At 65.6% G+C, this 22,445-nt stretch carries 21 protein-coding genes; 11 read left to right on the top strand and 10 right to left on the bottom strand.

The window, feature by feature from the left end; all coding sequences use genetic code 11:
• The first annotated feature begins 43 nt into the window (after window positions 1–43).
• Both ggt and N539_RS0104440 read left to right on the top strand, forming a co-directional pair.
• Window positions 44–1,774 carry a gamma-glutamyltransferase gene (ggt, locus tag N539_RS0104445; protein WP_028969304.1) on the top strand — a complete coding sequence of 577 codons (1,731 nt, stop codon included), beginning with the start codon at window positions 44–46 and terminating at the stop codon, window positions 1,772–1,774.
• Between the two features lie 4 nt (window positions 1,775–1,778).
• On the top strand, window positions 1,779–2,318 hold the full coding sequence (locus N539_RS0104440) for a GNAT family N-acetyltransferase (protein WP_028969303.1): 540 nt from the start codon (window positions 1,779–1,781) through the stop codon (window positions 2,316–2,318).
• Window positions 2,319–2,369: 51 nt separating this feature from the next.
• Here the strand turns inward: N539_RS0104440 and N539_RS0104435 are convergent, their stop codons facing one another.
• Window positions 2,370–3,575, bottom strand: a complete 1,206-nt coding sequence (locus N539_RS0104435; RefSeq protein WP_028969302.1) for a S53 family peptidase — start codon at window positions 3,573–3,575, stop codon at window positions 2,370–2,372.
• A 172-nt stretch (window positions 3,576–3,747) separates the two neighbouring features.
• Window positions 3,748–4,401 (bottom strand): SDR family oxidoreductase, encoded by a 654-nt coding sequence (locus tag N539_RS0104430; RefSeq protein ID WP_028969301.1) that lies wholly within the window; start codon window positions 4,399–4,401, stop codon window positions 3,748–3,750.
• 177 nt (window positions 4,402–4,578) lie between these two features.
• Between N539_RS0104430 and N539_RS0104425 the strand changes: the two genes are divergently transcribed.
• Window positions 4,579–5,124: a TetR/AcrR family transcriptional regulator gene (locus N539_RS0104425; protein WP_197018338.1), complete on the top strand. Its 546-nt coding sequence runs from the start codon at window positions 4,579–4,581 to the stop codon at window positions 5,122–5,124.
• Here the strand turns inward: N539_RS0104425 and N539_RS0104420 are convergent.
• The 6 genes from N539_RS0104420 to N539_RS0104395 all read right to left on the bottom strand — a co-directional run bounded on the left by N539_RS0104420 (window position 5,121) and on the right by N539_RS0104395 (window position 12,174).
• A complete protein-coding gene (locus N539_RS0104420; RefSeq protein ID WP_028969299.1) occupies window positions 5,121–5,981 on the bottom strand; it encodes a dienelactone hydrolase family protein in 861 nt (286 codons plus the stop codon). The genes N539_RS0104425 and N539_RS0104420 overlap by 4 nt on opposite strands.
• Before the next feature lie 93 nt (window positions 5,982–6,074).
• Window positions 6,075–6,722: a glutathione S-transferase family protein gene (locus tag N539_RS0104415; protein WP_028969298.1), complete on the bottom strand. Its 648-nt coding sequence runs from the start codon at window positions 6,720–6,722 to the stop codon at window positions 6,075–6,077.
• A gap of 32 nt (window positions 6,723–6,754) precedes the next feature.
• Window positions 6,755–7,267 carry a CinA family protein gene (locus N539_RS0104410; RefSeq protein WP_028969297.1) on the bottom strand — a complete coding sequence of 171 codons (513 nt, stop codon included), beginning with the start codon at window positions 7,265–7,267 and terminating at the stop codon, window positions 6,755–6,757.
• On the bottom strand, window positions 7,264–8,970 hold the full coding sequence (locus tag N539_RS15370) for a M28 family metallopeptidase (RefSeq protein ID WP_051531349.1): 1,707 nt from the start codon (window positions 8,968–8,970) through the stop codon (window positions 7,264–7,266). The genes N539_RS0104410 and N539_RS15370 overlap by 4 nt, the downstream gene beginning before the upstream one ends.
• Before the next feature lie 80 nt (window positions 8,971–9,050).
• On the bottom strand, window positions 9,051–11,138 hold the full coding sequence (locus tag N539_RS15365; protein WP_051531347.1) for an alpha/beta hydrolase family protein: 2,088 nt from the start codon (window positions 11,136–11,138) through the stop codon (window positions 9,051–9,053).
• A 136-nt stretch (window positions 11,139–11,274) separates the two neighbouring features.
• The gene (locus N539_RS0104395; RefSeq protein WP_028969296.1) at window positions 11,275–12,174 is read right to left on the bottom strand and encodes an alpha/beta hydrolase; all 900 of its coding nucleotides are present in this window, start codon (window positions 12,172–12,174) and stop codon (window positions 11,275–11,277) included.
• Window positions 12,175–12,429: 255 nt separating this feature from the next.
• Here N539_RS0104395 and N539_RS15360 point away from each other — a divergent pair, with 255 nt between their 5' ends.
• The 3 genes from N539_RS15360 (at window position 12,430) to N539_RS0104380 (ending at window position 16,027) form a co-directional block, all read left to right on the top strand.
• Window positions 12,430–13,359: a hypothetical protein gene (locus tag N539_RS15360; RefSeq protein ID WP_051531341.1), complete on the top strand. Its 930-nt coding sequence runs from the start codon at window positions 12,430–12,432 to the stop codon at window positions 13,357–13,359.
• 137 nt (window positions 13,360–13,496) lie between these two features.
• Window positions 13,497–14,624 (top strand): hypothetical protein, encoded by a 1,128-nt coding sequence (locus N539_RS0104385; protein ID WP_028969295.1) that lies wholly within the window; start codon window positions 13,497–13,499, stop codon window positions 14,622–14,624.
• Between the two features lie 179 nt (window positions 14,625–14,803).
• Window positions 14,804–16,027 carry an NAD-dependent formate dehydrogenase gene (locus tag N539_RS0104380; RefSeq protein WP_028969294.1) on the top strand — a complete coding sequence of 408 codons (1,224 nt, stop codon included), beginning with the start codon at window positions 14,804–14,806 and terminating at the stop codon, window positions 16,025–16,027.
• Window positions 16,028–16,072: 45 nt separating this feature from the next.
• Here N539_RS0104380 and clpA read toward each other — a convergent pair whose 3' ends face one another.
• Window positions 16,073–18,421, bottom strand: coding sequence for an ATP-dependent Clp protease ATP-binding subunit ClpA (clpA, locus tag N539_RS15355; protein WP_051531339.1), 2,349 nt, complete (start codon window positions 18,419–18,421; stop codon window positions 16,073–16,075).
• Window positions 18,422–18,567: 146 nt separating this feature from the next.
• Window positions 18,568–18,768 (bottom strand): DUF1192 domain-containing protein, encoded by a 201-nt coding sequence (locus tag N539_RS0104370; protein WP_028969293.1) that lies wholly within the window; start codon window positions 18,766–18,768, stop codon window positions 18,568–18,570.
• Between the two features lie 74 nt (window positions 18,769–18,842).
• Between N539_RS0104370 and N539_RS0104365 the strand changes: the two genes are divergently transcribed.
• From N539_RS0104365 to N539_RS0104345, 5 genes are all read left to right on the top strand, one after another.
• The gene (locus N539_RS0104365; RefSeq protein ID WP_051531337.1) at window positions 18,843–19,823 is read left to right on the top strand and encodes an NAD(P)H-quinone oxidoreductase; all 981 of its coding nucleotides are present in this window, start codon (window positions 18,843–18,845) and stop codon (window positions 19,821–19,823) included.
• 2 nt (window positions 19,824–19,825) lie between these two features.
• Window positions 19,826–20,434: a glutathione S-transferase family protein gene (locus N539_RS0104360; RefSeq protein WP_028969291.1), complete on the top strand. Its 609-nt coding sequence runs from the start codon at window positions 19,826–19,828 to the stop codon at window positions 20,432–20,434.
• Between the two features lie 109 nt (window positions 20,435–20,543).
• Window positions 20,544–21,254: a DUF1013 domain-containing protein gene (locus N539_RS15350; protein WP_081774190.1), complete on the top strand. Its 711-nt coding sequence runs from the start codon at window positions 20,544–20,546 to the stop codon at window positions 21,252–21,254.
• A gap of 32 nt (window positions 21,255–21,286) precedes the next feature.
• Window positions 21,287–21,532, top strand: a complete 246-nt coding sequence (locus tag N539_RS0104350) for an exodeoxyribonuclease VII small subunit (RefSeq protein ID WP_028969290.1) — start codon at window positions 21,287–21,289, stop codon at window positions 21,530–21,532.
• Window positions 21,522–22,436, top strand: a complete 915-nt coding sequence (locus N539_RS0104345; RefSeq protein WP_081774189.1) for a polyprenyl synthetase family protein — start codon at window positions 21,522–21,524, stop codon at window positions 22,434–22,436. Before N539_RS0104350 ends, N539_RS0104345 begins: the two co-directional genes overlap by 11 nt.
• Window positions 22,437–22,445 lie beyond the last annotated feature (9 nt).

The raw sequence follows: 22,445 nt of genomic DNA, 5'->3' as shown, positions 1-22,445 counted from the left end.
CATGTTTGGCCGGACGGTCTGCTCCCGATTTTGCGAGGTAAAAATGATTGGCGAGCGACTTGATTTGATGCTGGCGGGAGTTGCCGCCTTCGCGCTTGCCATACCGGCGGCAGCCGAAGCTGCGTCCCCGACCCCCGTCGGCGCCGAGCATGGCATGGTCGTCAGCGCCCACCGCCTTGCCTCCAAGGCCGGGATCGACGTCTTGAAAGCCGGCGGCAATGCGATCGATGCCGCCGTCGCCGTGGGATATGCACTGGCGGTGACCTTCCCCGAGGCCGGAAATCTCGGCGGCGGCGGGTTCATGACCGTCCGTTTCCACGACGGCCGCACCGCCTTCGTCGATTTCCGCGAGACGGCGCCCGCGAAGGCGACCGCGACCATGTTCCAGGACGCGAACGGCAATCCCGTGCCCGAGCGCAGCCGCCGCGGCTATCTCGCCGTCGGCGTGCCCGGAACGGTCGCCGGGCTCGAGCTCGCGCGGGTTCGCTACGGAACCCGGCCGCGCGCGGCACTGATGGCGGATGCGATCCGGCTGGCGCGCGTAGGTTTCGTCCTCGACCAGGGCGACGCGGACATGCTCGCCGATGCGGCCGACGAGTTCCGCAAGGACGGCCCAAGCGCCGCGATCTTCCTCAACCATGGACAGGCTTGGAAGCCCGGCCAGCGGCTGGTCCAGACCGACCTCGCGCGTTCGCTCTCGGCGATTGCCAGGGGCGGTCCGACGGCGTTCTACCAAGGGCCGATCGCAGCGAAGATCGTCGCCGCGAGCAAAGCGGGCGGCGGGATCCTCGCGGCCAGGGACTTCGCCGCCTACAAGGCGCGTGAGATCAAGCCGCTCGAGTGCGACTACCGCGGCTATCACATGATCTCCGCTCCGCCGCCCAGCTCGGGCGGAGTCGTGCTGTGCGAGACGCTCAACATCCTCGAGGGCTATCCGATCGGCGAGCTCGGGTTTCACTCGGCGGCGGGAACCCACCTGCTGACCGAGGCGATGCGGCGCGCTTACCACGACCGCAACTTGAACCTCGGCGACCCCAGCTTCGTCACCGTCGACACCGCCCATTTCATCGACAAGGGTTACGCCGCCGCGCTTCGCCAAGGCATCGACCCCAATCGCGCGACACCGTCGGCGAGCCTCGGCGGAATCGGCGGTAGCGGGGAGGGCCAAAACACGACCCATTTCTCGATCGTCGACCGGCAGGGCAATGCGGTCTCGCTGACCTATACGCTGAACGACTGGTTCGGCGCGCACGTCACGGCGGCGGGAACCGGGATCCTGCTCAACGACGAGATGGACGATTTCTCGGCCAAGCCCGGCGCGCCCAACATGTACGGCCTGGTCGAAGGTCCCAACAACGCCGTCGCGCCGGGCAAGCGGCCGTTGTCGTCGATGACTCCGACCATTGTCACCAAAGACGGCAAGCTGGCGATGGTGGTCGGGACCCCGGGCGGGAGCCGCATCCCGTCGGCGGTGATCGAGACGATCAGCAACATGATCGACTTCGGGATGACGGTGACCGAAGCGGTCGATGCGCCGCGGGTCCATCACCAATGGCTGCCCGACGAGATTGGCTACGAGCGCTTCGCCCTGAGCGCCGACACCGTCGCGCGGCTCGAGGCGATGGGCCACAAGGTGGTGCCGATCGACTACGGCAACCAGGTCGCCGCGATCCTCGTCGGCGCGCCGGCGATCGGGGCGAAGCCGCTGGGCAGTCAGACGCTGTACGGGGCGATCGATCCGCGCCTCAACCTTGGGGACGTCGAAGGGTATTGAGCCGATGGCGGGCTTTACCCACCGCCTGGCGAGCCTCGATGACCTCGACGCGCTGCGCGAGGTCATGCGCCGTTCCATCGCAACGCTGCAGACCGGTTTCCTCACCTCGGCTCAGGTGCGGGTGAGCCATAGTGTAATGGGGCTCGACACGCAGCTGATTAAGGACGGGACCTACTTCGTGATCGAGTGCGAGGGCCGGATTGCCGGTTGCGGCGGCTGGAGCTGGCGCTCGACCCTCTACGGCGGCGACGACAGCATGGTCTCGCGGGAGCCTGACGCGCTCGACCCGGCGATCGACGCCGCCCGCATCCGGGCGATGTACACCGACCCGGATTTTGCGCGGCAGGGGGTCGGGCGATTGGTCATGCGGCTGTGCGAGGAAGCGGCAGTGCGCGCCGGCTTCGGGAAAGCGACGATGATGGCGACGATGGCCGGAGTGCCGCTGTACGAGGCCTGCGGCTACGTCCAGGTCGACCCGGTGATGAGCGCGCCGGTCGATGGCGTTCGGGTGCCGCTGGTGCGGATGGAAAAGGTGCTGACTTAAAAGAAAGGGGGCGCCCGGACGGACGCCCCCCAAAGTTGAATTTTCGTACGCTTAGAAGGCCGCTGAGCCGTTCGGCGTTCCGAGGCCGGTCGGGCCGTCATAGCCCACGCCCGCGGTGCAGAAGTAGGTCTTGCCGCAGTTGCGACCATTGCTCCCGCTGGTCACGTCGAACAGTGCGCCCAAGTGAGCGTACGGGTCCGATCCGGAGTTCGCGGTACCGCCATTGACGCCGTAGACACCGGCGATGAACGGTGCCGACAGGCTGGTTCCGCCGATAATCATCCAGCCGCTCGCGGTTGACGAGGTCGGTCCGTATACCGAAGCGCCGGTGTTCGGGTCCGCAACCGCGGAGACGTCGGCAACCGTGCGACGAGCGCACAGCGCGTCGGTCTGCCAGGTCGGCTTGCTAGTGATCGCGCTGCAGCCACTGCCGGCTCCGCTCCATGCGGTCTCGCTCCAGCCGCGGGTATTCGAGGCTTTGCTGAGGCTGGTTCCACCGACGGCCGTAACCCAGGCGGAATTGGCCGGGAATTGCACGCCGTAGCCGGAGTCACCGGTGCTTACGGTCACCGCCAGCCCCGGATGATGATAGGCGCTGTCATAGCTGCTGAGGCCGCTGCTTTCCGCGAGGCCGTAGCTGTTGGAGATCGCATTCGCGCCCAGCCCGGCAGCGGTGTTGACCGCGGCCGCAAGATTTTGAACCAATGCGTCCGTCCCCTGAACGAGAAGGATGCGGCAGTTCGGGCAAGCCGCGCTCACCATGTCGAGATCGAGCGCCTGCTCCTGGTCCCAACCCACGTCGGTCGCCGGGTAATTGCCCTCGACGCCGCTCTGGTTGACCTTCTTGAAGCAGCCGTTGGCGGTCGTGCAGGGAGTCAGCCCGTACTTAGCGCGATATACCGCGAGGTCCGCTTCCGCATTCGGATAGCCGTAAGCGTCCACGATCGCGACCGTGTAACCGGAGCTGCCGCTGCCGGTGAGCTTGTAGGCGGCGCGCAGGTCCGCCGGGGTGTAACCGGTGAAATTGAAGTTCGGTCGTCCGGTCGGCTGGAAGGTCTTGGTGCGACCCGCCGAGTCGGTGACGACATGAGCGAAGCAGCGCGCCCTTCCGAACGGTTGCCCGTGCGCACACGCCGCCTTGTGAAATGTATTACCGCTCCGTTCGATGGCGACGTTGCTGGCCGCCGTGGCCGGACTGGTGCCGATGAGGCCCAGTGCGAGTCCGAGCACAAGTGCCCCAAGTTTACGCAAACCCATTGATTTCCCTCCGTTACCTTGCCCGAGCAAGAGTCGCGATGCTGACCGGCAAACCGAAGAAGTCAAGGAATTGGCGGATTAAATCGTGGAGATTGTGTCGTTTCGGGAGAAATAACCTTCGAAGTGTCGGCACGCCGACTTCCCGGTAAAGCTCGCGGGTCGCAAACGTGTCTTACGCACGGCGATTGAATGGCTGCACTCGATGATGCCGCCAACCGGGCCTTGAAGCGGCCACGGTGCGAACGATCCGTTCCGCCAATTCGCTGTCATCCGCGCGTTCAAGAAAATAGGGCTGATCGCTCGCCGGCGGATGGGCATTGAGCCGCCGCCTCGGAGTTACGGCGAGAACGCAGATGCCGGTGCCGACCACCTGGTCGGACAACGCGTCGGACAGCCGCTGGAAGCCTTCGCGGGAGCCTGCATATGGGAACATCGACTCCTTCAGGGCGAAGCCGCCCGCAGGCGCGACGTTGAGGATGAAACGGCGCCCACGAGCGCGGCGGACGAGCGGCAGAAGGGCTTGGCTCACGCGCATCATGCCGAGCGAGCGGACATAGCCCCGCCCTGCCGCGTTGACGATGACATCCAGGGACGGGAAGGTGTCCGCGATTTCCGCGGCGAACACGGCGATGCTCGCCTCCGAGACGACGTCGCAGTAGCGCGCAAAGCCATCTACCAAGTCGTTCGCGCGCGTCAGCGCCACGCCGTCGATGTCGCACAGGATCACTTCCGCGCCCCGCTCCGCAAACGCGCAGGCGCACGCGAAGCCGGCGCCGTCTCCGGCACCGGTGATCAACACGCGCGGCCGGTCGCCGGCCACGCTCATATTCGGACGTACAATAACGACGAAAACGGCGCGCCGGCGGCGCGCCGCTTGATTTTGATGGACATTCGGGAGTGCACCCTGTTAATGCAACAAATGGTGCGTTAGTAGAAGAGTGTCATGGAGTCAACAGTTGGCAAGCGAAGTGTGAATCAGCGGCCGGGCGGGCGCACGGCGGACGTGACCGAACGTGTCCGTCACGCCGTGATCGAGCTGGCGATCGAGGGCGGCTTCCCGGCCTGCACGTTTGCCAACATTGCCGAGCGGGCCGGCGTGCAGCGCTCGACTCTCTACCGCCGCTTTCCCGACCGCTGGACGACGATCATCGATGCGATTGTCGCCAAGACCGGGGACGACGTGGTTGCCGACCTGAGCGGCAGCTTCGAAAGGGACTTGCGGTCGGTTCTTCGAAAGCTCGCGGACGCGCTTGACAGCCCACTTGGTCCGGCGGTTATGGCGATCGCCGCGCGAATGCAGGCCGATCCGAACGCGGACTATCCGCGCGATTATTTCGACGGGCGCATGGCGCAACTCGAACCGATGTTTGCGGCGGCGATCGCGCGCGGCGACCTGCCGGACGACATCGACCGCGAAGAGCTGTTCACTTCGGCGGCCGGGCCGCTTTGGTTCCGCAAGTTCATCTCGGCGCGGCCGCTCGATAATGCGTTCATCGATCGGATCGTCGAGAACGTCTGCTGGCTCTACTGCTCCGGGTGTCGGGCCTAGCCGAGGTGCTGCCTGAAGAAGGCCAGCGTGCGCTTCCAGGCGAGATCGGCGGCCGGCTTGTTGTAGCGCTCGGCCGAGGTGTCGTTGTTGAAGGCGTGATTGACGCCGTCGTAGAGGAAGAACTTCACCGTCTTGCCGGCATTTCGCAGCGCTGCGATCCACGGGAATGAGGTCGCGTTCACGCGCTCGTCGAGGCCGGCGTTGTGGAACTCCATCGCGGCTTCGACCTTCGGGGCTTCGGCCGGATCGGGCGCAGGACCGTAATAGGGAATTGCTGCAGCCAGCTTCCCGCCCGCGGCGACCGCGAGCCGATTGACGAACCCTCCGCCCCAGCAGAAGCCGACCGCTCCGACCTTGCCGCCGCGGCTCGATCTGGCGAGCTCGTCGACGAACGCCACGGCGTCGTCGACCGATTTGCCGAGATCGAGCTTGCCGATCGCGTCGCGCGCCGCGTCTTCGTTCGCCGGCGTGCCGCCCGAGGGCGAAAGCATGTCGGGAGCCACTGCGCGATAGCCCGCCACCGCGACCCGTCGGGCGACGTCGCGAATATGGTCGTTGAGGCCGCGGTTTTCGTGGATCACCAGCACCGTCGCCTTGAGCGAGCGCGTCCGCGGCTCGGCGACATAGGCCTTGTAGCCTCCGGCCAGCGTCTGCGTGCGGGTGAAGATGTGCGGGTCGTTCTCCGGAACCTGCGCGGCCGCAGCAGGGGCGGCGGCGATGCCCGCGATCAGCATCTCCGCCGCGGCGACGCTACCGGCGATCCTGACCATCTCCGCCATGAACGCGCGGCGGTCGGTTCCTTCGTGAGTGAACCGGTCGTAGAGGGTGATTCCGTGTTGGCGGGTGGTGTCGTCCATTGCGGCCTCCGTCCTTGCGAGCGCAGCGAAGCAATCCAGCAGTGCGCGAGCCTGGATTGCCACGCGCCTTCGGCGCTCGCAATGACGAGCGAGTTAGGCCGGCTGCGGGGTCTGCGCCTGGCGCGCCTGGATCTCGGCGATCAACTGCGCGTCGAGCTCCTTGGCGCGGTGGTAGGCCGGACGGTCGGTCGTCCGCCGCGCATAGTCGACGAACACCGGGCGCGGCTCGAGCAGGTTGAACGCCAGCATGAAGTTGACGTTGGCACCGACGAACAGGTCCGCCGCGGTGAAATGGTCCGCCGCGATATAGTCCTTGCCGGCAATCGCCTTCTCGAACGTGTCGATGGCGAGATCGAAATTGCCGTAGCCGAACATACGCTGGCGCTCCGGGGTCGGTTCCCAGCCCGCCGCCTTGTTGCTGAACGCCGCTTCGACCGGACCCGACGTGAAGAAGATCCAGCGATAATAGTCCGCGCGCTCGGGCGGCGGGGGCGCGAGGTTCGCCTCCGGAAAGGCGTCCGCGAGATAGCAGCAGATCGCCGCCACCTCGGTCACGACCTTGCCCTTGTGCCTGATCGCCGGGACCTTCCCCAAGGGGTTGATCGACAGATAGGGCTCGGCCTTCATCGTGGCGCCGTAATCGAGCACTTCGACGTCGTAGGGCGCGCCGACTTCCTCGAGCATCCAGCGGATCGTCTGCCCGCGCGACTGGGGATGGGTGTAGAAGGTCAGGTCTGCCATTGCGCGACTCCTTGGTGAGAACAAAAAGCGAACTACTCCCCTTGAAGCGCGTGCTCAAGCATCTCCAGCAGCGTTTTCAGGCTTTTCACCCGCACCGAGCCACGGCCGATCGGACCGAAATGCTCTTCGCGGTGCCGAGTTGGCTGACCGCGTCGGGCGAGCGCGAAATGCACCAACCCCTCCTCCTGGTCCGGTGCGCCGGGGCCGGCAAAGCCAGTGACGGCGACGGCGATCGCTGCCACCGAGCGGGCGAGCGCGCCTTCCGCCATGGCCCGCGCAGCGGTTTCGGAGACGGCGTCATTCTGCGCCAGCACCTCGCGGTCGATGCCGAGCAGTTCGGCCTTCGCCTCGTTAGTATAGGTGACGAAGCCGCGGTCGAAGCCGCGGCCCGCACCCTCGATGTCGGTCAGCAGCGCGGCCAGCATCCCGCCGGTGCAGCTTTCCGCGGTGGCGACCGTCAGGCCTTGGTCGCACAGGCGGTGCATCAGCCGCTCGGCCTGCTCATCCAGATGATCGGGAAGGGCGGGCTCGAGCGTTTCGCTCAACCGCGCTCTCCCTTTTGGGGCGTTTGAGCCGGGGCGGAAGCGGGCGCAGGAGCTTCGCCGCGCTCGCCGGCACTCTGGTCGCGGGCGGCGCGGAATTCGCTGTCGGCGGACCAGTTGGGCCAGTCGTGCGAATTGGCGAGCCGCAAGCCGACCGAATGAAGCAAGGCGGCGTCGGCGGCGATCCCGGTGAAGTCCCAATCCGGCGAATATTCGTCGGCCGGCTGGTGGTACATCGTGGCAGTATAGTTGGCCGACCACGCCTCGGCCCGGGCGACGCCGCCATTCACCAGGTCCTGGCCCGAGCCGAAGCTGAGCGCCGGCACGCCGACCTTCGCCAGCGTGAAATGGTCGGAGCGGTAGAAGCCGCCGGTCTCCGGATGCGGGTCGGGCGTGTAGCGCCGGCCGCGCTTGGCGGCTTCGTCAACCAGGATGTCGAGCAGGCCGAACTTCTGGTTGCCGCGAACGGTAAAGTCGCGCGTCGGTCCGAGGACGCCGAGCACGTCGGTGTTCATCATGCCGGCGGTGAGGCCGAGCGGGTAGAGCGGGTGGGTCGCGTAATATTCGCTGCCGAGCAGGCCCTTCTCCTCGGCGGTGACGGCCATGAACACGACCGAGCGATCGGGCCGCGGTCCGTGAGCGAAGGCGCGCGCCTGCTCGATCAGCTGGGCAAGGCCGGTGCCGTTGTCGATCGCGCCATTGTAGATGGTGTCGCCAGTGGCGTCGGGCTTGCCGATCCCGAGATGGTCCCAGTGGGCGGTGTAGAGCACCGTCTCGTTCGGGTATTTCTTGCCCGGCAGGATACCGACGACATTGTGCGAAGTGATGGTCGCAATCTTCGCGGTGGCGGCGACGTTCACCGTCGACTTAAGGTCGATCGGCTGGAAGTCGCGGCGCCTGGCGGCCTGCTTGGCCGCCTCGAAGTCGAGGCCGGCATTCTTGAACAGCTGCACCGCGGTGTCGCGCTGGATCCAGGTTTCGAACGGCGTGTGCGATGCCGTCGGGTTCTGGCGGACGATGTCGAACTGCGTGTTGGTGTTCGAGTTCTTGACCGTCGCCCAGCCATAGGAGGCCGGCGCGGTCTCGTGAACGATCATGACGCCGGCAGCGCCGAGCCGCGCGGCTTCTTCGTATTTGTAGGTCCAGCGGCCGTAATAGGTCATCGCCTTGCCGCCGAAAGCGCCTTCACCGCCCTCGAAGTCGGGGTCGTTGACGAGCACGACGAGGACCTTGCCGTGCATGTCCTGGTCCTTGAAGTCGTCCCAGTTGCGCTCCGGCGCGGACACGCCGTAGCCGGCGAAGACGAGCGGGGCGTTGGCCAGGCTGATCTGGCTCTGGCCATTCGTCGGTGACTTTACGGCGATCTCATTGCCCTGCGTCAGCCGCATCGCGCCGGCCGGAGTCTGAACGGTGACCGCGGGATCGCCGACGAGGTCGGACTGAAGCAGCGGCACGTCCTGAGTCCACTTGCGCCGGCCGTTCACGAGATCGCCGCCGGGCTCCAGGCCTGCTTCCTGGAATTGCTGCGAAAGGTAGGCGACGGTCTTGGTCTCGGCCCGGGTGGCGGGGCCGCGGCCCTCGAATGCGTCGGAGCCGAGCGTCTGAACATGCTGGGACAGCCGCTGCGGGTCGAAGCCGTCGGTCGAGGCGGCGGACAGCGGGATAGAGACAAATGCGAGCGTGCTCGCCAACAGCCAGGATTTCACTTCACTTCTCTCCCCAAAGCGGTGCGAACGCCGCCGGCCTAGGACGGCCGGCAGGCAAAAAGGTTGCGATGGCGCGATAGCTAGCGGGCGGTGACCGCGGAAGTTCCTTGTCCCAGTGGTACCGAGCTCGCCACGGTCTTCGCCCGGTAGCGGTCGAACCAGGCGAGGATCGCGCTCGCCTTGGCCGCGGCCTGGCTGGGCCTCGACGCGATCGCTCCGTGTCCAACCCCGGGCACTTTCACCAGTGCCGTCGGGATGTTGCGCAGCTGCAGGGCCATGTAGAGCTGCTCTGCCTGGCTGACGGGCGTGCGGTAGTCGTCGCTGCCGACGACGACGAGGGTCGGCGTCTTGATGTTCCCGACCAGGCTCAGCGGCGAATATTTCCAGTAGCCTTGCGGGTCTTCCCACGGCCGCTCCTTGCGCCAGCCGGGCGTGAAGGCGGCCGCGAAATCGGTGGTGAGCGCGAAGCTGGCAAGCTCGATCACCGGCTTCTGACTCGCCGCGGCGCGGAAGCGGTTGGTCTTACCGACGATCCAGGCGGTGAGAACGCCGCCGCCCGAGCCGCCGGTCACGAAGAGATTGTTTTGATCGACGTGGCCGGTAGCGATCGCCGCGTCGACCGCGCTCATCAGATCGTCGTAATCGTGGCCGGGATAATCCTTCTCGATGAGGTCGGTGAATGCTTGGCCATAAGAGGTCGACCCGCGCGGGTTGGTGTAGAGGACGATGTAGCCGTCAGCCGCGTAGAGCTGGTGATCGGTCGAGAAGGCCGGCCCATACGCTGCCTGCGGGCCGCCGTGGATCTCGAGGATCAGCGGATAGGTCTTCGCCGGATCGAAGTCGGGCGGCATGATCATCCAGGCGTCGATCGGGCGCTGGTCGTAGGTCGAGACAACATTGAGCTTCTGTGGCTGGCCCATGACGTTGGCCGACAGCTGCTCGTTGAGATGGGTCAATCGCCGAACCGAACCGCCTGACGCGATGCCGACGTCGGATGGGTGGAGTTGATCGCCGGCGGTCACCGCTACAGCACCGCCGCGCGAAACGCTGAACTCGCCGCCGCTGTAGGGGCGGTCGAGGCCGCTGGCGGTGAGGCCGGTCGCGACGTCGCGGACCGAGCCGTCGAGGCCGACCCGGGCCACGCGATTGCTGCCACGCTCGTCATACTGGACGTAGATCGAGCGGCCGTCCGCGGCCCATACCGGGTTGGTGACGTTGCGGTCGAAGTTCGCCGTCAGCACGCGGCGGTTTGACCCGTCGGCATTCATCACGGAGAGCTGCGCCTGCTGCGACGCGCGACCGTCATAGTCGAAGCCGACATAAGCGATCTGCCGCCCATCCGGCGATACTGCCGGCGCAGCATCCGGTCCGCGCCGGCTGGTCAGCGCAACCGGCGCGCCGCCATCGAGGCTCACGCGATAGATTTCGCTCTCGTTGATGGTGCGCTCCCAGTCCTTGGAAAGGTCGGCGCTGAACAGGACCGCGCGGCTGTCGGCGGTCCAGGCGACGGGGCCGCCGGCATTGGTCGCGCCGAAGGTCAGTTGCGTCGGAGCGCCGCCGTCGGCCGGAACCCAAAACACCTGGGTGTAGCCCGGCTTGAAGTAACCGGCGCCGTCGAAGCGGTAGGTGACCGCGTCGATGACCTGCAGCGGGTCGGCCCATTTGGCGCCCTCCGGCTTGGCCGGTGCCATGCCGAGGTGCGCGCCGTCATCGGGAATGAACATGCCATAGGCGATGCGCCGTCCGTCGGGCGACCAGGCAATGCTGTCGGGGCTGTCGGGCAGGCCGGTGATGCGCGCGCTGTCACCGCTCGCCATCCAGCGCACGAACAGCTGCGGCGCGCCGCCGTCTGTCCCGACATAGGCCAGGCGGGCGCCGTCCGGCGACCAGCGCGGCGTGAAATAGGTTCCAGCGCCGGCGACAAGAGGACGCTGCTGGCCCGTTGCGACGTCGACCAGCCAGATGGTCTGGCGCGCCTTGTCGGTCATGATGTCGTTGGATTTGCGGACATAGGCGATGGTCCGCCCGTCCGGGCTGATCTGCGGGTCGGTCGCGACCTCGAGGTTGAACAAATCGGCGCCGGTGAAATAGCGATTGGGGGCGGACGCCGGAGCGGCTTGCGCCGGAACCGGGAAGCTGGCGGCGGCGAGCAGTGCAGCGAAAAGCATGCGGGATCGAGTCACAAAAGGTCCCCTCCGGATCAAGCGCGGCACGATTCAACTTTCGGACATGCGCGGCAAGCGCCTTGGTTCGCCCACGCGCAATTAGTCGACGAACGGTCGCGAGCAGCGACGAGGCCCGGCATCATCGCGGCCCTGGCAGGCCTTGGAGCCAGGTGACGAGCGCTCCGGCGAGGGCGATGCGCTTGTCGTTATAGCCATGGTTGGTCTCGAAATGGACCTTGGTGACCCTCGCGTCCGGCTTTGCCGATACCGCGGTGGCGACCGCGTCGGCGGACGGACCGAGACCGTCATTGGCGGTGATGACCAGAAGACGATGGCCGGCGAGGCCGTCAGTCATCTTGGACAGGTCCCAGCTTGCCCCGTCGCGGAGCGCCTCAGTCGCAAGGTCGTCGGCCTTCGCGTTGAGCAATTGCATGCCGCCGACGTGAACCCAACCATCGAGATATTTGACCAGATCGGCCCGCGGCGTGTCGGGAGGCGCCGCCATGTCCGCCGCGGAGATCATCGCAGCGCCCATGACCTTCGGATCATGCGCCGCGGTGTAGGCCGCGAGCCACCCGCCGAAGCTGTGCCCGGCGAGGACGATCCGATCCGGATCGACGAAGGGCGCGACATCGGGAGTAGGATTGCGCAACCAGGCCACGGCGGCTGCGCCATCTTCAATGCAATGCGTCAGGCTGAACTCGCCGCCGCTGCCCCACGAGCCGCGATAATGGAAGGCGACGACGTTCCAGCCGGCGCGGCGGACGGCGTAGATGAGGTCGCTGTTCATTTCCGCGCCCGGCATGCCCGTGAACATGACCATCGTCGGATGCTTCCCGCTGTCGGCTGCGGTGTAGAACATCGCCGGGATGGCGATGCCGCCGGTCGGCATCGGCGCGACGATCATTCGCGGGATATGCGCGGGATCGGGCGGCGGATCGGCAATGACGGCGGTCGGGATTGGCGTCTCGGCTGCCAGCGGCACTGATGAGGCGGATGCCGCGAGCGCGAGACAGCAGACGATTGTCGTGCGCAACACGGCTTCCCCCCTATTCGAACTCGCTAATCGCTTTGAGCAGGATCGCGGGACACGAAATCCCTATTCGACGGACAGCCACGGCCGTGCTGCGAAGCGGACCTTGGCTCGTTTTATGGGATACCTCACGAATTCTATTGGCGTGGTGCGTCAAAGGTCTGCTTTTGTTCCCCCGGGTTTGACAGCGTGGATGCGGAAGCGGCGACAGTGTCGGGTTGCTAGTCCCGTTCCATAACTGAAGTGTGTGGAGGGATTGGGATGAAGCTCGCGGTGCCCGTCTTGGCTGCTGCGCTAACGTGCGCGACCGCTGCCTCAGCGGCGGACTCTAAAGCAGAGCGCCTGCGCGAAGCGATGAAGGACGCGCGCTGGACGGGACCGTTGCTGGCCTCGAACGCCGAGACGCTGCCCCAAGGGCATTTCTACACCGAGCCCTATTTCTTCGACGGGATCTCGGGCGGGGATCATCACCCGGGAACCAGCGGCTTCTATCAATATGGGCTTACCGACGATTGGACCGTCGGCATGCAGCCGTTCTTCTCGCTCGGAACGCAGAAATACAACCGCGACGTCGCGATCGGAGACTTCAAGCTACTGTCGCAGGTCCGGCTCTCCCATTTCACCGCGGATCATCGCGTTCCGAGCGTGGCGCTGGTCACGAACCTCAAGCTTCCGACGGGAAAGAGCGACCATCTCCGCGCGCCCAAGAGCGGCCATGGCTCGGGCTCATTCGCGCCGGAAATCGGCATCAACGTCCAGCAATATTTCCTGTTGAAGAGCGGCCGCCTGCTCCGCGGGCGGATCAACGTCCTCAAGGACTTTCCGCTGCGCACCGACGTCTCCGGCCGAAGCACCTATGGGACCGGTGCGGACTTCCGCGGGCATGCCAGGCCGGGTTCGAAGACGACCGTGATTCTCGGCGCGGAATATACCTTGACCAACGAATGGGTGCTGGCGTTCGACATCGAGCGTGATCAATGGAGCAAGACCAAAGTCGCCGGCCGCGACGGGCCCGATGGCCCTTTGGTTCGGCGGACGTCGCCGAGGAGCTGGAACATCGGCTTCGCCCCCGCGGTCGAATATAATTGGAGCCCACGCGCCGGCGCGATTTTCGGCGTCTGGATCGTTCCCAAGGGCCACAACACGCAGTCGTCGGTGACCCCCGCGATCGCGATCCAGCGCTTCTGGTGACGGTGTCGCCGAATGTCTGCTTTCGAGCCATTGCGGACATTAGCAAGGCAGCTCCGATGTCCGTGTTTCGGCCATTTCATGCTTGTTTAGGCTATTTTCGACGCGTTGCGGGCCGTGGTGAAAGCTGCAAGTCTTCAATGATGAACAGCCGAGTAAAGCTAAGTGCCGTTGGACTCACGGCTGTCCTTGCGGTCGCGCCCGGTACGGCGTGGGCGGACCAGGTTAACCTTCACGAAGAAGTTGTCTGCCGGAAAGGCGCGAACGTCGCGCTGGTTCGCTTCGCAATGGCGTGGAACGGGGACGCTCCGGTGTATCGCCGCCTGCCGAGCAGCGTTGATGGCGGCCTGTCGGCGGAGCGGCGGTCAAAGCGACACGACTGCACCATGGCCAACGGCTGGACGATCCGCGCCCGCAGCGGCGAGAGGCAGGCCTACGCCTACGGCATGGGCGGCGGCGATCCCCCTGCTTTCTTCAGCTTGTGGATCGCGAGGCACAAGGTCCTCTCGCGCAAGGAATGGAAGCCGGGATATGGGGATGGCGAGACTCCGTGGACGATCGCCGTCGTCATCCGCCCCGACCGGCTGACCATTTGCCGCGTCGCTGCGAGTTCCGATGCGCCCGAGAAGGGCAAGATCAAATGCAGCGACAACCCGCTGCGACTTGACCGCTACGAAATCGATCACGTCGAATATGCGCCACCGGGCAGTAAACTTGCGGTTGGTACGCGGCTGGTGATGTCCGGATCACCAGAGCCGAAACTCTGCCAGGAGTTTTTGCGCATTCACCGCAAGGACTGGCCCGAGAGCTACGCGATGGTCGACAGCGCGAAGATCTTCGGCACTAAATTAAAACCGGCTGAGCCTCCTCGGGCAGAGGCGATTATCGAGGTCGAAACCGGCGTTCGGCGAAAGCTGATCAGCTGGAGCGCGGACAATCATTATTTCGATGGCGATCTGATTTTTCTTGCACCGGCGACGGCCGATGCCAAACCGATCCTCAAAGACGAGATGATCGACGATCCGGCTCGCTTCCCGACCGAGAAACTACCTGTGGGATGGCACCTGATCTCCGGGGGCCAGCCCGGTCTCTACCCCGACGTCAGCTGGCGCTACGTCCACTTCGACACCCAGAAAATACGGGGACGCGTGTATCTTCTCGCTCAACCGACTAACTTTGAAAATCAGCCTGCCGCCATCCTCGTGCGGCCAACCGCAACAGGCCATCGCGTCGTGTGCCGATTCGACCAGGTCGAACCGAATTTCTGACTTGCCTGTCCGCTTCCCACCCGTGGCGAACATTGGCGCCATGCTGCCGGGCGCTTCCAGCGCGCTCAACGGTGCGGCACAGCTGAAAAACTGGTAGAGGCGCCCCCGAAGGTCCAACGCGCCAGTGAGTCTGTCGAGCGTTTCCGCGCGCACCCTAGCGAGCAAGAAAGGTGCGTCTCATGGCGAAGATACTTTGCGTCCTCTACGACGATCCGATTGACGGGTATCCGACAAGCTATCCGCGCGATGATTTGCCGACGATCGAGCGCTATCCCGACGGCCAGACGCTGCCGACTCCCAATGCGATCGACTTCCAGCCCGGCCAGTTGCTCGGCAGCGTCGGCGGTGAATTGGGCCTGCGCAAATTCCTCGAAGCCGGGGGACACCAACTGATCGTCACCGAGGCCAAGGACGGGCCGGACTCCGAATTCGAGCGCGAGCTGGTCGACGCCGACGTCGTCATCTCACAGCCGTTCTGGCCGGCCTACATGACGGCGGAGCGGTTCGCCAAAGCCCGGAATCTCAAGCTGGTGGTGACGGCCGGGATCGGCTCCGATCATACCGACCTGCAAGCGGCGATCGAGAACGGGGTCACGGTTGCCGAGGTCACCTACTGCAACTCGATCAGCGTCGCCGAGCACGTGGTGATGATGATCCTCGGGCTTGCCCGCAATTATCTTCAGTCGTGGGACCTGGTGAAGGCTGGAGGCTGGAACATCGCCGATTGCGCCGCACGGTCATACGACATCGAAGGCATGCATGTCGGCACCGTGGCCGCGGGCCGCATCGGCTCCGCGGTGCTGCGGCGCCTCAAGCCGTTCGACGTCCATTTGCACTATACCGACCGACATCGCCTGCCGGCGGAGGTCGAGGCCGAGCTTGGTGTTACCTTCCATGACAGCGCGGCGGATATGGTGCCGCATTGCGATGTCGTGACGATCAATGCGCCGTTGCATCCGGAGACTGAAAATCTGTTCGATGCGGCGATGATCGCGCGGATGAAGCGCGGCGCTTATCTGGTGAACACGGCCCGCGGGAAAATCGCCAATCGCGAAGCGGTCGCCGACGCGCTCGAGAGCGGGCAACTGGCAGGCTATGCCGGGGACGTGTGGTTCCCGCAGCCGGCACCGCGCAACCATCCGTGGCGAACGATGCCCAATCACGGGATGACTCCGCACATTTCGGGTACCACGCTGTCGGCGCAGGCCCGCTACGCGGCCGGCACGCGCGAGATCCTCGAATGCTTCCTCGAAGGCCGGCCGATCCGCGAGGAATATCTGATCGTCGACGGCGGCAGGCTCGCGGGCGCGGGAGCGCACAGCTACAGCGAGGGCAATGCGACCAAGGGCTCGGAGGAGGCCGAGCAGTTCAAGGTGCCGCTGCCGCCAATCCCCGCCCAATAAGAAAACGGCCGGGAGTTTCCTCCCGGCCATTGTTCGGTTTGCGGCTTACTCCGCGGCCGGCGCGGTGCCTCCAGCCTTACGCTTGGCGGACGCCTTGTCCGCTTTCGGCTTGGCGGCGGCTTTGCCTTTGACCTTGGGCGCGGCCGGAGTGATTTCGAACGCTGGCGCATTGTCCTTGATGCGGACCTTGACCTCGCCGCCGTTGACCAGCTTGCCGAACAGCAGCTCCTCGGCGAGCGGCTGCTTGATCTTCTCCTGGACGAGGCGGCCCATCGGGCGCGCGCCGTAGAGCTTGTCGTAGCCGCGGTTGGTCAGCCACTCGCGCGCCTCGTCGTCGAGATCGATGTGGACGTTGCGGTCGGCGAGCTGAAGCTCGAGCTGGAGAATGAATTTGTCGACCACCCGGGCGACCACCGCCGGCGGCAGATAGCTGAACGGCACGATCGCATCGAGGCGGTTGCGGAACTCGGGCGTGAACATCTTCTTGACCGCGTCCTCCTGCATGTCCTCGCGGCTCGCGGCACCGAAGCCGATGCTCTCGCGCGCCATGTCGGACGCGCCGGCGTTGGTGGTCATGATCAGGATGCAGTTTCGGAAATCGACGGTCTTGCCGTGATGGTCGGTGAGCTTGCCGTGGTCCATGACCTGCAACAGAATGTTGAACAGATCGGGGTGCGCCTTCTCGATCTCGTCGAGCAGGAGCACCGAATGCGGATGCTGGTCGACCGCGTCGGTGAGGAGGCCGCCCTGGTCGTAGCCGACATAGCCCGGAGGCGCGCCGATCAGCCGGCTGACCGCGTGGCGCTCCATATATTCGGACATGTCGAAGCGCTGCAGCGGGATGCCCATGATCGAGGCGAGCTGGCGCGCGACTTCGGTCTTGCCGACGCCGGTCGGGCCCGAGAATAGATAGTTGCCGATCGGCTTGTCGGGATCGCGCAGTCCGGCGCGGCTGAGCTTGATCGCCGAGGCGAGCTTTTCGATCGCCAGGTCCTGGCCGAAGACGACGCGCTTCAGGTCGGCTTCCAGGTGCCCTAGCGCCTGCTTGTCGTCGGCGCTGACCGACTTCGGCGGGATGCGGGCCATGGTCGCGACGACCGCCTCGATCTCCTTCGTCGTGATGACCTTCTTGCGGCGCGACGGCGGTACCAGCATCTGCATCGCGCCGACCTCGTCGATCACGTCGATCGCTTTGTCGGGCAGCTTGCGGTCGTGGATGTAGCGCGCGCTGAGCTCGACCGCGCTCTTCACCGCATCGGTCGTATAGCGGACGTTGTGGTGCTGCTCGAACGACGAGCGGAGCCCGGCGATGATCTTGATCGTGTCCTCGATCGTCGGCTCGTTGACGTCGATCTTCTGGAACCGGCGCAGCAGCGCGCGGTCCTTCTCGAAATGGTTGCGGAACTCCTTGTAGGTGGTCGAGCCGATGCAGCGGATCGTTCCCGAGGATAGCGCGGGCTTGAGCAGGTTGGAGGCGTCCATCGCCCCGCCCGATGTTGCGCCGGCGCCGATCACGGTGTGGATTTCGTCGATGAACAGAATCGCGTTGGGCAGCTTCTCAAGCTCGTTGACGACGGACTTCAGGCGCTCCTCGAAGTCGCCGCGGTAGCGCGTGCCGGCGAGCAGCGCGCCCATGTCGAGCGCGTAGATCACCGCGCCTTTGAGCACTTCGGGGACGTCGCCTTCGATGATCTTGCGCGCGAGGCCTTCGGCGATGGCGGTTTTGCCGACCCCCGGATCGCCGACATAGAGCGGGTTGTTCTTCGAGCGCCGGCACAGGATCTGCACGGTGCGGTCGACCTCGGGCATGCGGCCGATCAGCGGGTCGACCTTGCCGGCGCGCGCTTTCTCGTTGAGGTCGACGGTGAACTGCTTGAGGGCAGATTCCTTCTTGCCTTCGGTCTTCTCGCTTTTGTCCTCGGGGCCTTCGGGCGCGCGCGGCTCGGCGGCGGTCTCGCCCTTGCCGACGCCGTGGCTGATATAGGTGACGGCGTCGAGCCGGCTCATGTCCTGCTGCTGGAGGAAATAGACCGCGTAGCTCTCGCGCTCGGAGAACAATGCGACGAGCACGTTGGCGCCGGTGACGTCATCGCGGCCGGACGACTGAACGTGGAGGATCGCGCGCTGGACGACGCGCTGGAAGCCGCTGGTCGGAGTCGGGTCGGTGGCGCTGTCGGCGACCAGGGCCCCAAGCTCGTTGTCGAGATACTGCTTCACCGACGTGCGCAGATCGTCGCGGCTGACGCCGCACGCGGTCATCACTTTCGATGCATGTTCGTCATCGATGAGCGCGATCAGCAGATGTTCGAGGGTCGCATACTCGTGCCGACGGCGGCTGGCTTCACCCAGCGCATTGTGCAGGGTCTGTTCGAGTTCGCGAGCGAAACTAGGCATTTAGGCTAAAACTCCCTGCCCCCTGAAGAGCCAGCGGGCTTGGCTTGGAATGTCATACGCGAAAGCGCGGCAATCAAGTGCCGGGCCACGGCTTTTCAACAGATTATCGCACTCGGAGCTGTTCGGCGGCTGAACGGCCGCGCGGGTCATGGCTTCTTGAACAGCTCTTCGGCCGCGGAGCGATGCTTGTTCACCGCCTCGATGTGCGCTTCGACGCGCTCGATCTCCGTCTTCAGGGCCGCGATGCGCTCGTTGAGCTCCTCGATCGAGATCGGGTCGAGGTCCTGCCGAGCGAGCGCGACCAGCGGGTCGTCGGGCTTGCTCGGGAAGAGTTCTTCGAGGTCCACGGCGCGAACCGTTGACCGATGGGCGGGCGCTGTCAATAAGTCGGATCGCTGTGCCCGGCTCGCTCCCCTCGACGATGAAGGCGGTGATCGCTTCGCCGACCGAGGGCGACGATCGGCTGGTCATGGTCGAGCGGCCGCTGCCTGAGCCAGGTCCCGGCGAAGCCCTGATCAAGGTCGCCGCGGCCGGCGTGAACCGCCCTGACATCCTGCAGCGGCGCGGCATGTATCCGCCGCCCCCGGGCGCGCCCGACGTACTTGGGCTGGAGATTGCGGGCGAGATTGTCGCGACCGGCGAGGGCGCGGAAGAGGTGCTCGGGCAGCGCGTGTGCGCGCTCGTCGCGGGCGGCGGCTATGCCGAATATTGCCTCGCGCCGATCGGAACCTGCCTGGCGGTGCCCGACGCGCTGTCGATGGTCGAAGCGGCGGCCATGCCCGAGACTTTGTTCACCGTGTGGGTCAATTTGTTCGAGCGCGGCTTCGCCGCCGACGGCGACTGGGTGCTGATCCATGGCGGGACCAGCGGCATCGGCACGATGGGAATCGCGCTCGGGACGTTGTTCGGGCTGCACGTCATCGTCACATGCGGGACCGATCTGAAATGCCGCCGCGCGCTGGACCTCGGCGCCGAGGCGGCGATCAACTACCGGAGCCAGGATTTCGTGGAGGAGGTGCACCGCCTGACCGACCGCAAGGGCGTCAGCGTGGTCGTCGACATGGTCGGCGGCGACTATCTTCCCCGCAACCTATCGTGCCTGGCCGAGGAGGGGCGCCACGTGTCGATCGCCGTGCAGCGGGGGCCGAGCGCGGAAATCCACATCGTCGACATCATGCGGCGGCGGCTGACCTTGACCGGCTCGACGCTGCGGCCGCGCTCGGTCGAGTTCAAGACGATGGTCGCGGATGAGATCGCCAAGACGGTCTGGCCCTATGTCGAGGGCGGGCGGCTGAAGCCGGTGATCGACCGCGTCTATCCGCTCGCCGACGCCAACGAAGCGCATGCGCGAATGGAATCAGGCGAGCATGTTGGCAAGATCGTGCTGGAGATGGGGGAATAACGATGATTCTCCACGAATTCTCGCTCTCGGGAAATTGCTACAAGGTGCGACTGACCGCGGCTCACGTCGGGGTGCCGCTCGAGCGGCGCGAATATGACATCATGAAGGGCGAGACGCGCACTCCGGAGTTTCTCGCCAGCGTCAACGGCAATGGCCGGATTCCCGTGCTTCAAGACGGCGAGCGCTTTCTTGCCGAGAGCAATGCGGCTTGCTTCTATGTCGCCGAGGGGTCGCCGCTGATCCCGGCGGACCGCTTCGAGCGCGCCGACATGCTCCACTGGATGTTCTGGGAGCAGTACAATCACGAGCCCAATATCGCGACCTTACGCTTCTGGCTGGACTGGGTCGGGATCGACCGCCTGACCGATCTCCAGCGCTCCCAAATGCCGGTGAAGCGCAAGCTCGGCAACGAGGCGTTGCAGCTGATGGACTCGCACCTCAAGGTACGCGAATGGTTCGTCGGGGACGCGCTCAGCCTCGCCGATATCTGCCTGTTCGCCTACACCCATGTCGCCGACGAAGCCGATTTCGACCTCGCGCTTTATCCCAATGTGATCGAGTGGATGGAGCGGATCATGACCCAGCCCGGGCATGTGCCGTTGGACGCCTAACGAGGGTTGCTCCGCGCGGGCAGGGGGATTACATCGCCCGCCAAGCTGGCCGCTCCGTGAGGGGCGGCCCTATTTGTTTCAAATTTCGATCTTTTCCGGGAGAAACCCAGTGGCCCAGCCCCTGATGCCGCATGCGACCGCCGCCTGGCTGGTCGAAAACAGCTCGCTCACGTTCGAGCAGATCGCCGAGTTTTGCGGCCTCCACATTCTCGAAGTGCAGGCGATCGCCGATGACACGGCGGCAACCAAGCTGACCGGCCGCGACCCGATCCGCGCCGGTGAGCTGACTCATGGCGAGATAGAGAAGGGGCAGGCGGACCCCGATTACCGGCTTCAGATGCACAAGGAACCCGATCCTATCCGCCGCACCCGCGGCCCGCGCTACACGCCGGTATCGAAGCGCCAGGACAAGCCGGACGGGATCAACTGGATCATCCGCAATCATCCGGAGGTCAGCGATGGGCAGATCAGCAAGCTGATCGGGACCACCCGCACGACCATCGCCGCAATCCGCGACCGCTCGCACTGGAACATGGCGAACATCACGCCGAAGGATCCGGTCACGCTTGGCCTGACCACCCAGCGCGAGCTCGACGCCGCCGTCGCCAAGGCGGCCAAGGCAGCGGGCGTGCCGGCGTTCCAGGACACCCGGTTCGAAGGCGATCGCGCTGCGCTCATCGATCAGCTGCGGGCAGAGCGCGAGCAGCATGCGCGCGACGCCGAGGCGGCGCTCGCGGCGGCGGAAGCGGGCGATGAAGCGCCCAGCGACGAAATCTTCCCAGGCATCCGCGACCCGTTCAAGAACACCCCGACGCCTTGATTCGGGGACCCATGAGGGTCAGAACCTGAACAATGGCCACCGTGGAAGATGTCAGCCAGCTAAGCTTCGAGGCGGCCCTTGCGCGGCTCGAGGAGATCGTGCGCGCTCTCGAGAAGGGCGAGACGCCGCTCGATCGGTCGATCGAGCTCTACCAGGAAGGCGATCGGCTGAAGCGCCACTGCGAAGCGCGGCTGAAGGATGCCCAGGCGCGCATCGAGCAGATCGCGTTCGGCAGCGACGGCAAGCCCGCCGGCCTCAAGCCGTTCGATGCCGATTGATACGATCGACCGGCTCGCCAGCGAGCTCGATAGTGAATCGGCGCGCGTTTCCGCCGACGTCGACGATTTCTTCGCCCTGCTGCTCACCCCGCCCAACGACGGGCGGGCACGGCTGTACGAAGCCATGCGGCATGGCGCGATCGGCGGCGGCAAGCGTCTGCGGCCGCTGCTCACCATCGCCGCCGCCCAGATGTTGGCGATCGACCCGGCGCGCGCGCTTCGCGTCGGTTGCGCGATCGAGGCGATTCATACCTATTCGCTGATCCACGACGATTTGCCGTGCATGGACGACGCCGACCTTCGCCGCGGCAAGCCGGCGGTGCACAAGGCGTTCGGCGAGGCCGAGGCGGTGCTGGCCGGCGACAGCCTCCATGCGCTGGCGTTCGAGATCCTCGCTCATCCCGCGACCCACGACGATCCCCGGGTCCGTGCCGATTTGTTGCTCGAGCTGGCCCGCGCGGTCGGTCCCGGCGGCATGGCGGGCGGCCAGATGATGGATCTCGCCGCGGAGGGACAGCTGCTCGATCTGCCCGCGATCACCCGCCTGCAGCAGCTGAAGACGGGCGCGCTGATCGAATATTCGATCGAGGCGGCGTGCATCATGACCAAGCTGCCGGCGGAATCGCGGACGCCCTACCGCGGCTACGCGAGGAACATCGGGCTTGCCTTCCAGATCGCCGACGATCTGATCGATCATAGCGGCGACGTGAGCGCAGCGGGCAAGCCGACCGGGCGCGACGCCGACGCGGGCAAGGCGACCTTCGTCTCGCTGCTTGGGGCTGAGCGGGCTCGGCAACAGGCCGACCTGCTCGTCAGCCAGGCCATCGAGCACCTGTCGGACCATGGGTCTGAGGCGGATTTGCTGCGCGCGATCGCGCGCTTCGCGATCGAGCGGGATCATTAGGGGGAAGCT

The organism is Sphingomonas sp. URHD0057, assembly GCF_000620665.1.
Taxonomy (GTDB): domain Bacteria; phylum Pseudomonadota; class Alphaproteobacteria; order Sphingomonadales; family Sphingomonadaceae; genus Sphingomicrobium.
Note: the sequence above shows the minus strand (reverse complement) of the source record. Positions and strands in the feature narration are given on the sequence as shown.

Bases quoted from the DNA above. Each gene is read 5' to 3' on its own strand.
- N539_RS0104415 (WP_028969298.1), bottom strand. From the start codon at position 6,722: ATGGCAGACCTGACCTTCTACACCCATCCCCAGTCGCGCGGGCAGACG.
- N539_RS0104350 (WP_028969290.1), top strand. From the start codon at position 21,287: ATGGCCACCGTGGAAGATGTCAGCCAGCTAAGCTTCGAGGCGGCCCTT.
- N539_RS0104360 (WP_028969291.1), top strand. From the start codon at position 19,826: ATGATTCTCCACGAATTCTCGCTCTCGGGAAATTGCTACAAGGTGCGA.
- N539_RS0104380 (WP_028969294.1), top strand. From the start codon at position 14,804: ATGGCGAAGATACTTTGCGTCCTCTACGACGATCCGATTGACGGGTAT.
- N539_RS0104440 (WP_028969303.1), top strand. From the start codon at position 1,779: ATGGCGGGCTTTACCCACCGCCTGGCGAGCCTCGATGACCTCGACGCG.
- clpA (WP_051531339.1), bottom strand. From the start codon at position 18,421: ATGCCTAGTTTCGCTCGCGAACTCGAACAGACCCTGCACAATGCGCTG.
- N539_RS15365 (WP_051531347.1), bottom strand. From the start codon at position 11,138: ATGCTTTTCGCTGCACTGCTCGCCGCCGCCAGCTTCCCGGTTCCGGCG.
- N539_RS0104365 (WP_051531337.1), top strand. From the start codon at position 18,843: ATGAAGGCGGTGATCGCTTCGCCGACCGAGGGCGACGATCGGCTGGTC.
- N539_RS0104435 (WP_028969302.1), bottom strand. From the start codon at position 3,575: ATGGGTTTGCGTAAACTTGGGGCACTTGTGCTCGGACTCGCACTGGGC.
- N539_RS0104345 (WP_081774189.1), top strand. From the start codon at position 21,522: ATGCCGATTGATACGATCGACCGGCTCGCCAGCGAGCTCGATAGTGAA.
- N539_RS0104385 (WP_028969295.1), top strand. From the start codon at position 13,497: ATGATGAACAGCCGAGTAAAGCTAAGTGCCGTTGGACTCACGGCTGTC.
- N539_RS0104420 (WP_028969299.1), bottom strand. From the start codon at position 5,981: ATGGACGACACCACCCGCCAACACGGAATCACCCTCTACGACCGGTTC.
- ggt (WP_028969304.1), top strand. From the start codon at position 44: ATGATTGGCGAGCGACTTGATTTGATGCTGGCGGGAGTTGCCGCCTTC.
- N539_RS0104430 (WP_028969301.1), bottom strand. From the start codon at position 4,401: ATGAGCGTGGCCGGCGACCGGCCGCGCGTGTTGATCACCGGTGCCGGA.
- N539_RS15360 (WP_051531341.1), top strand. From the start codon at position 12,430: ATGAAGCTCGCGGTGCCCGTCTTGGCTGCTGCGCTAACGTGCGCGACC.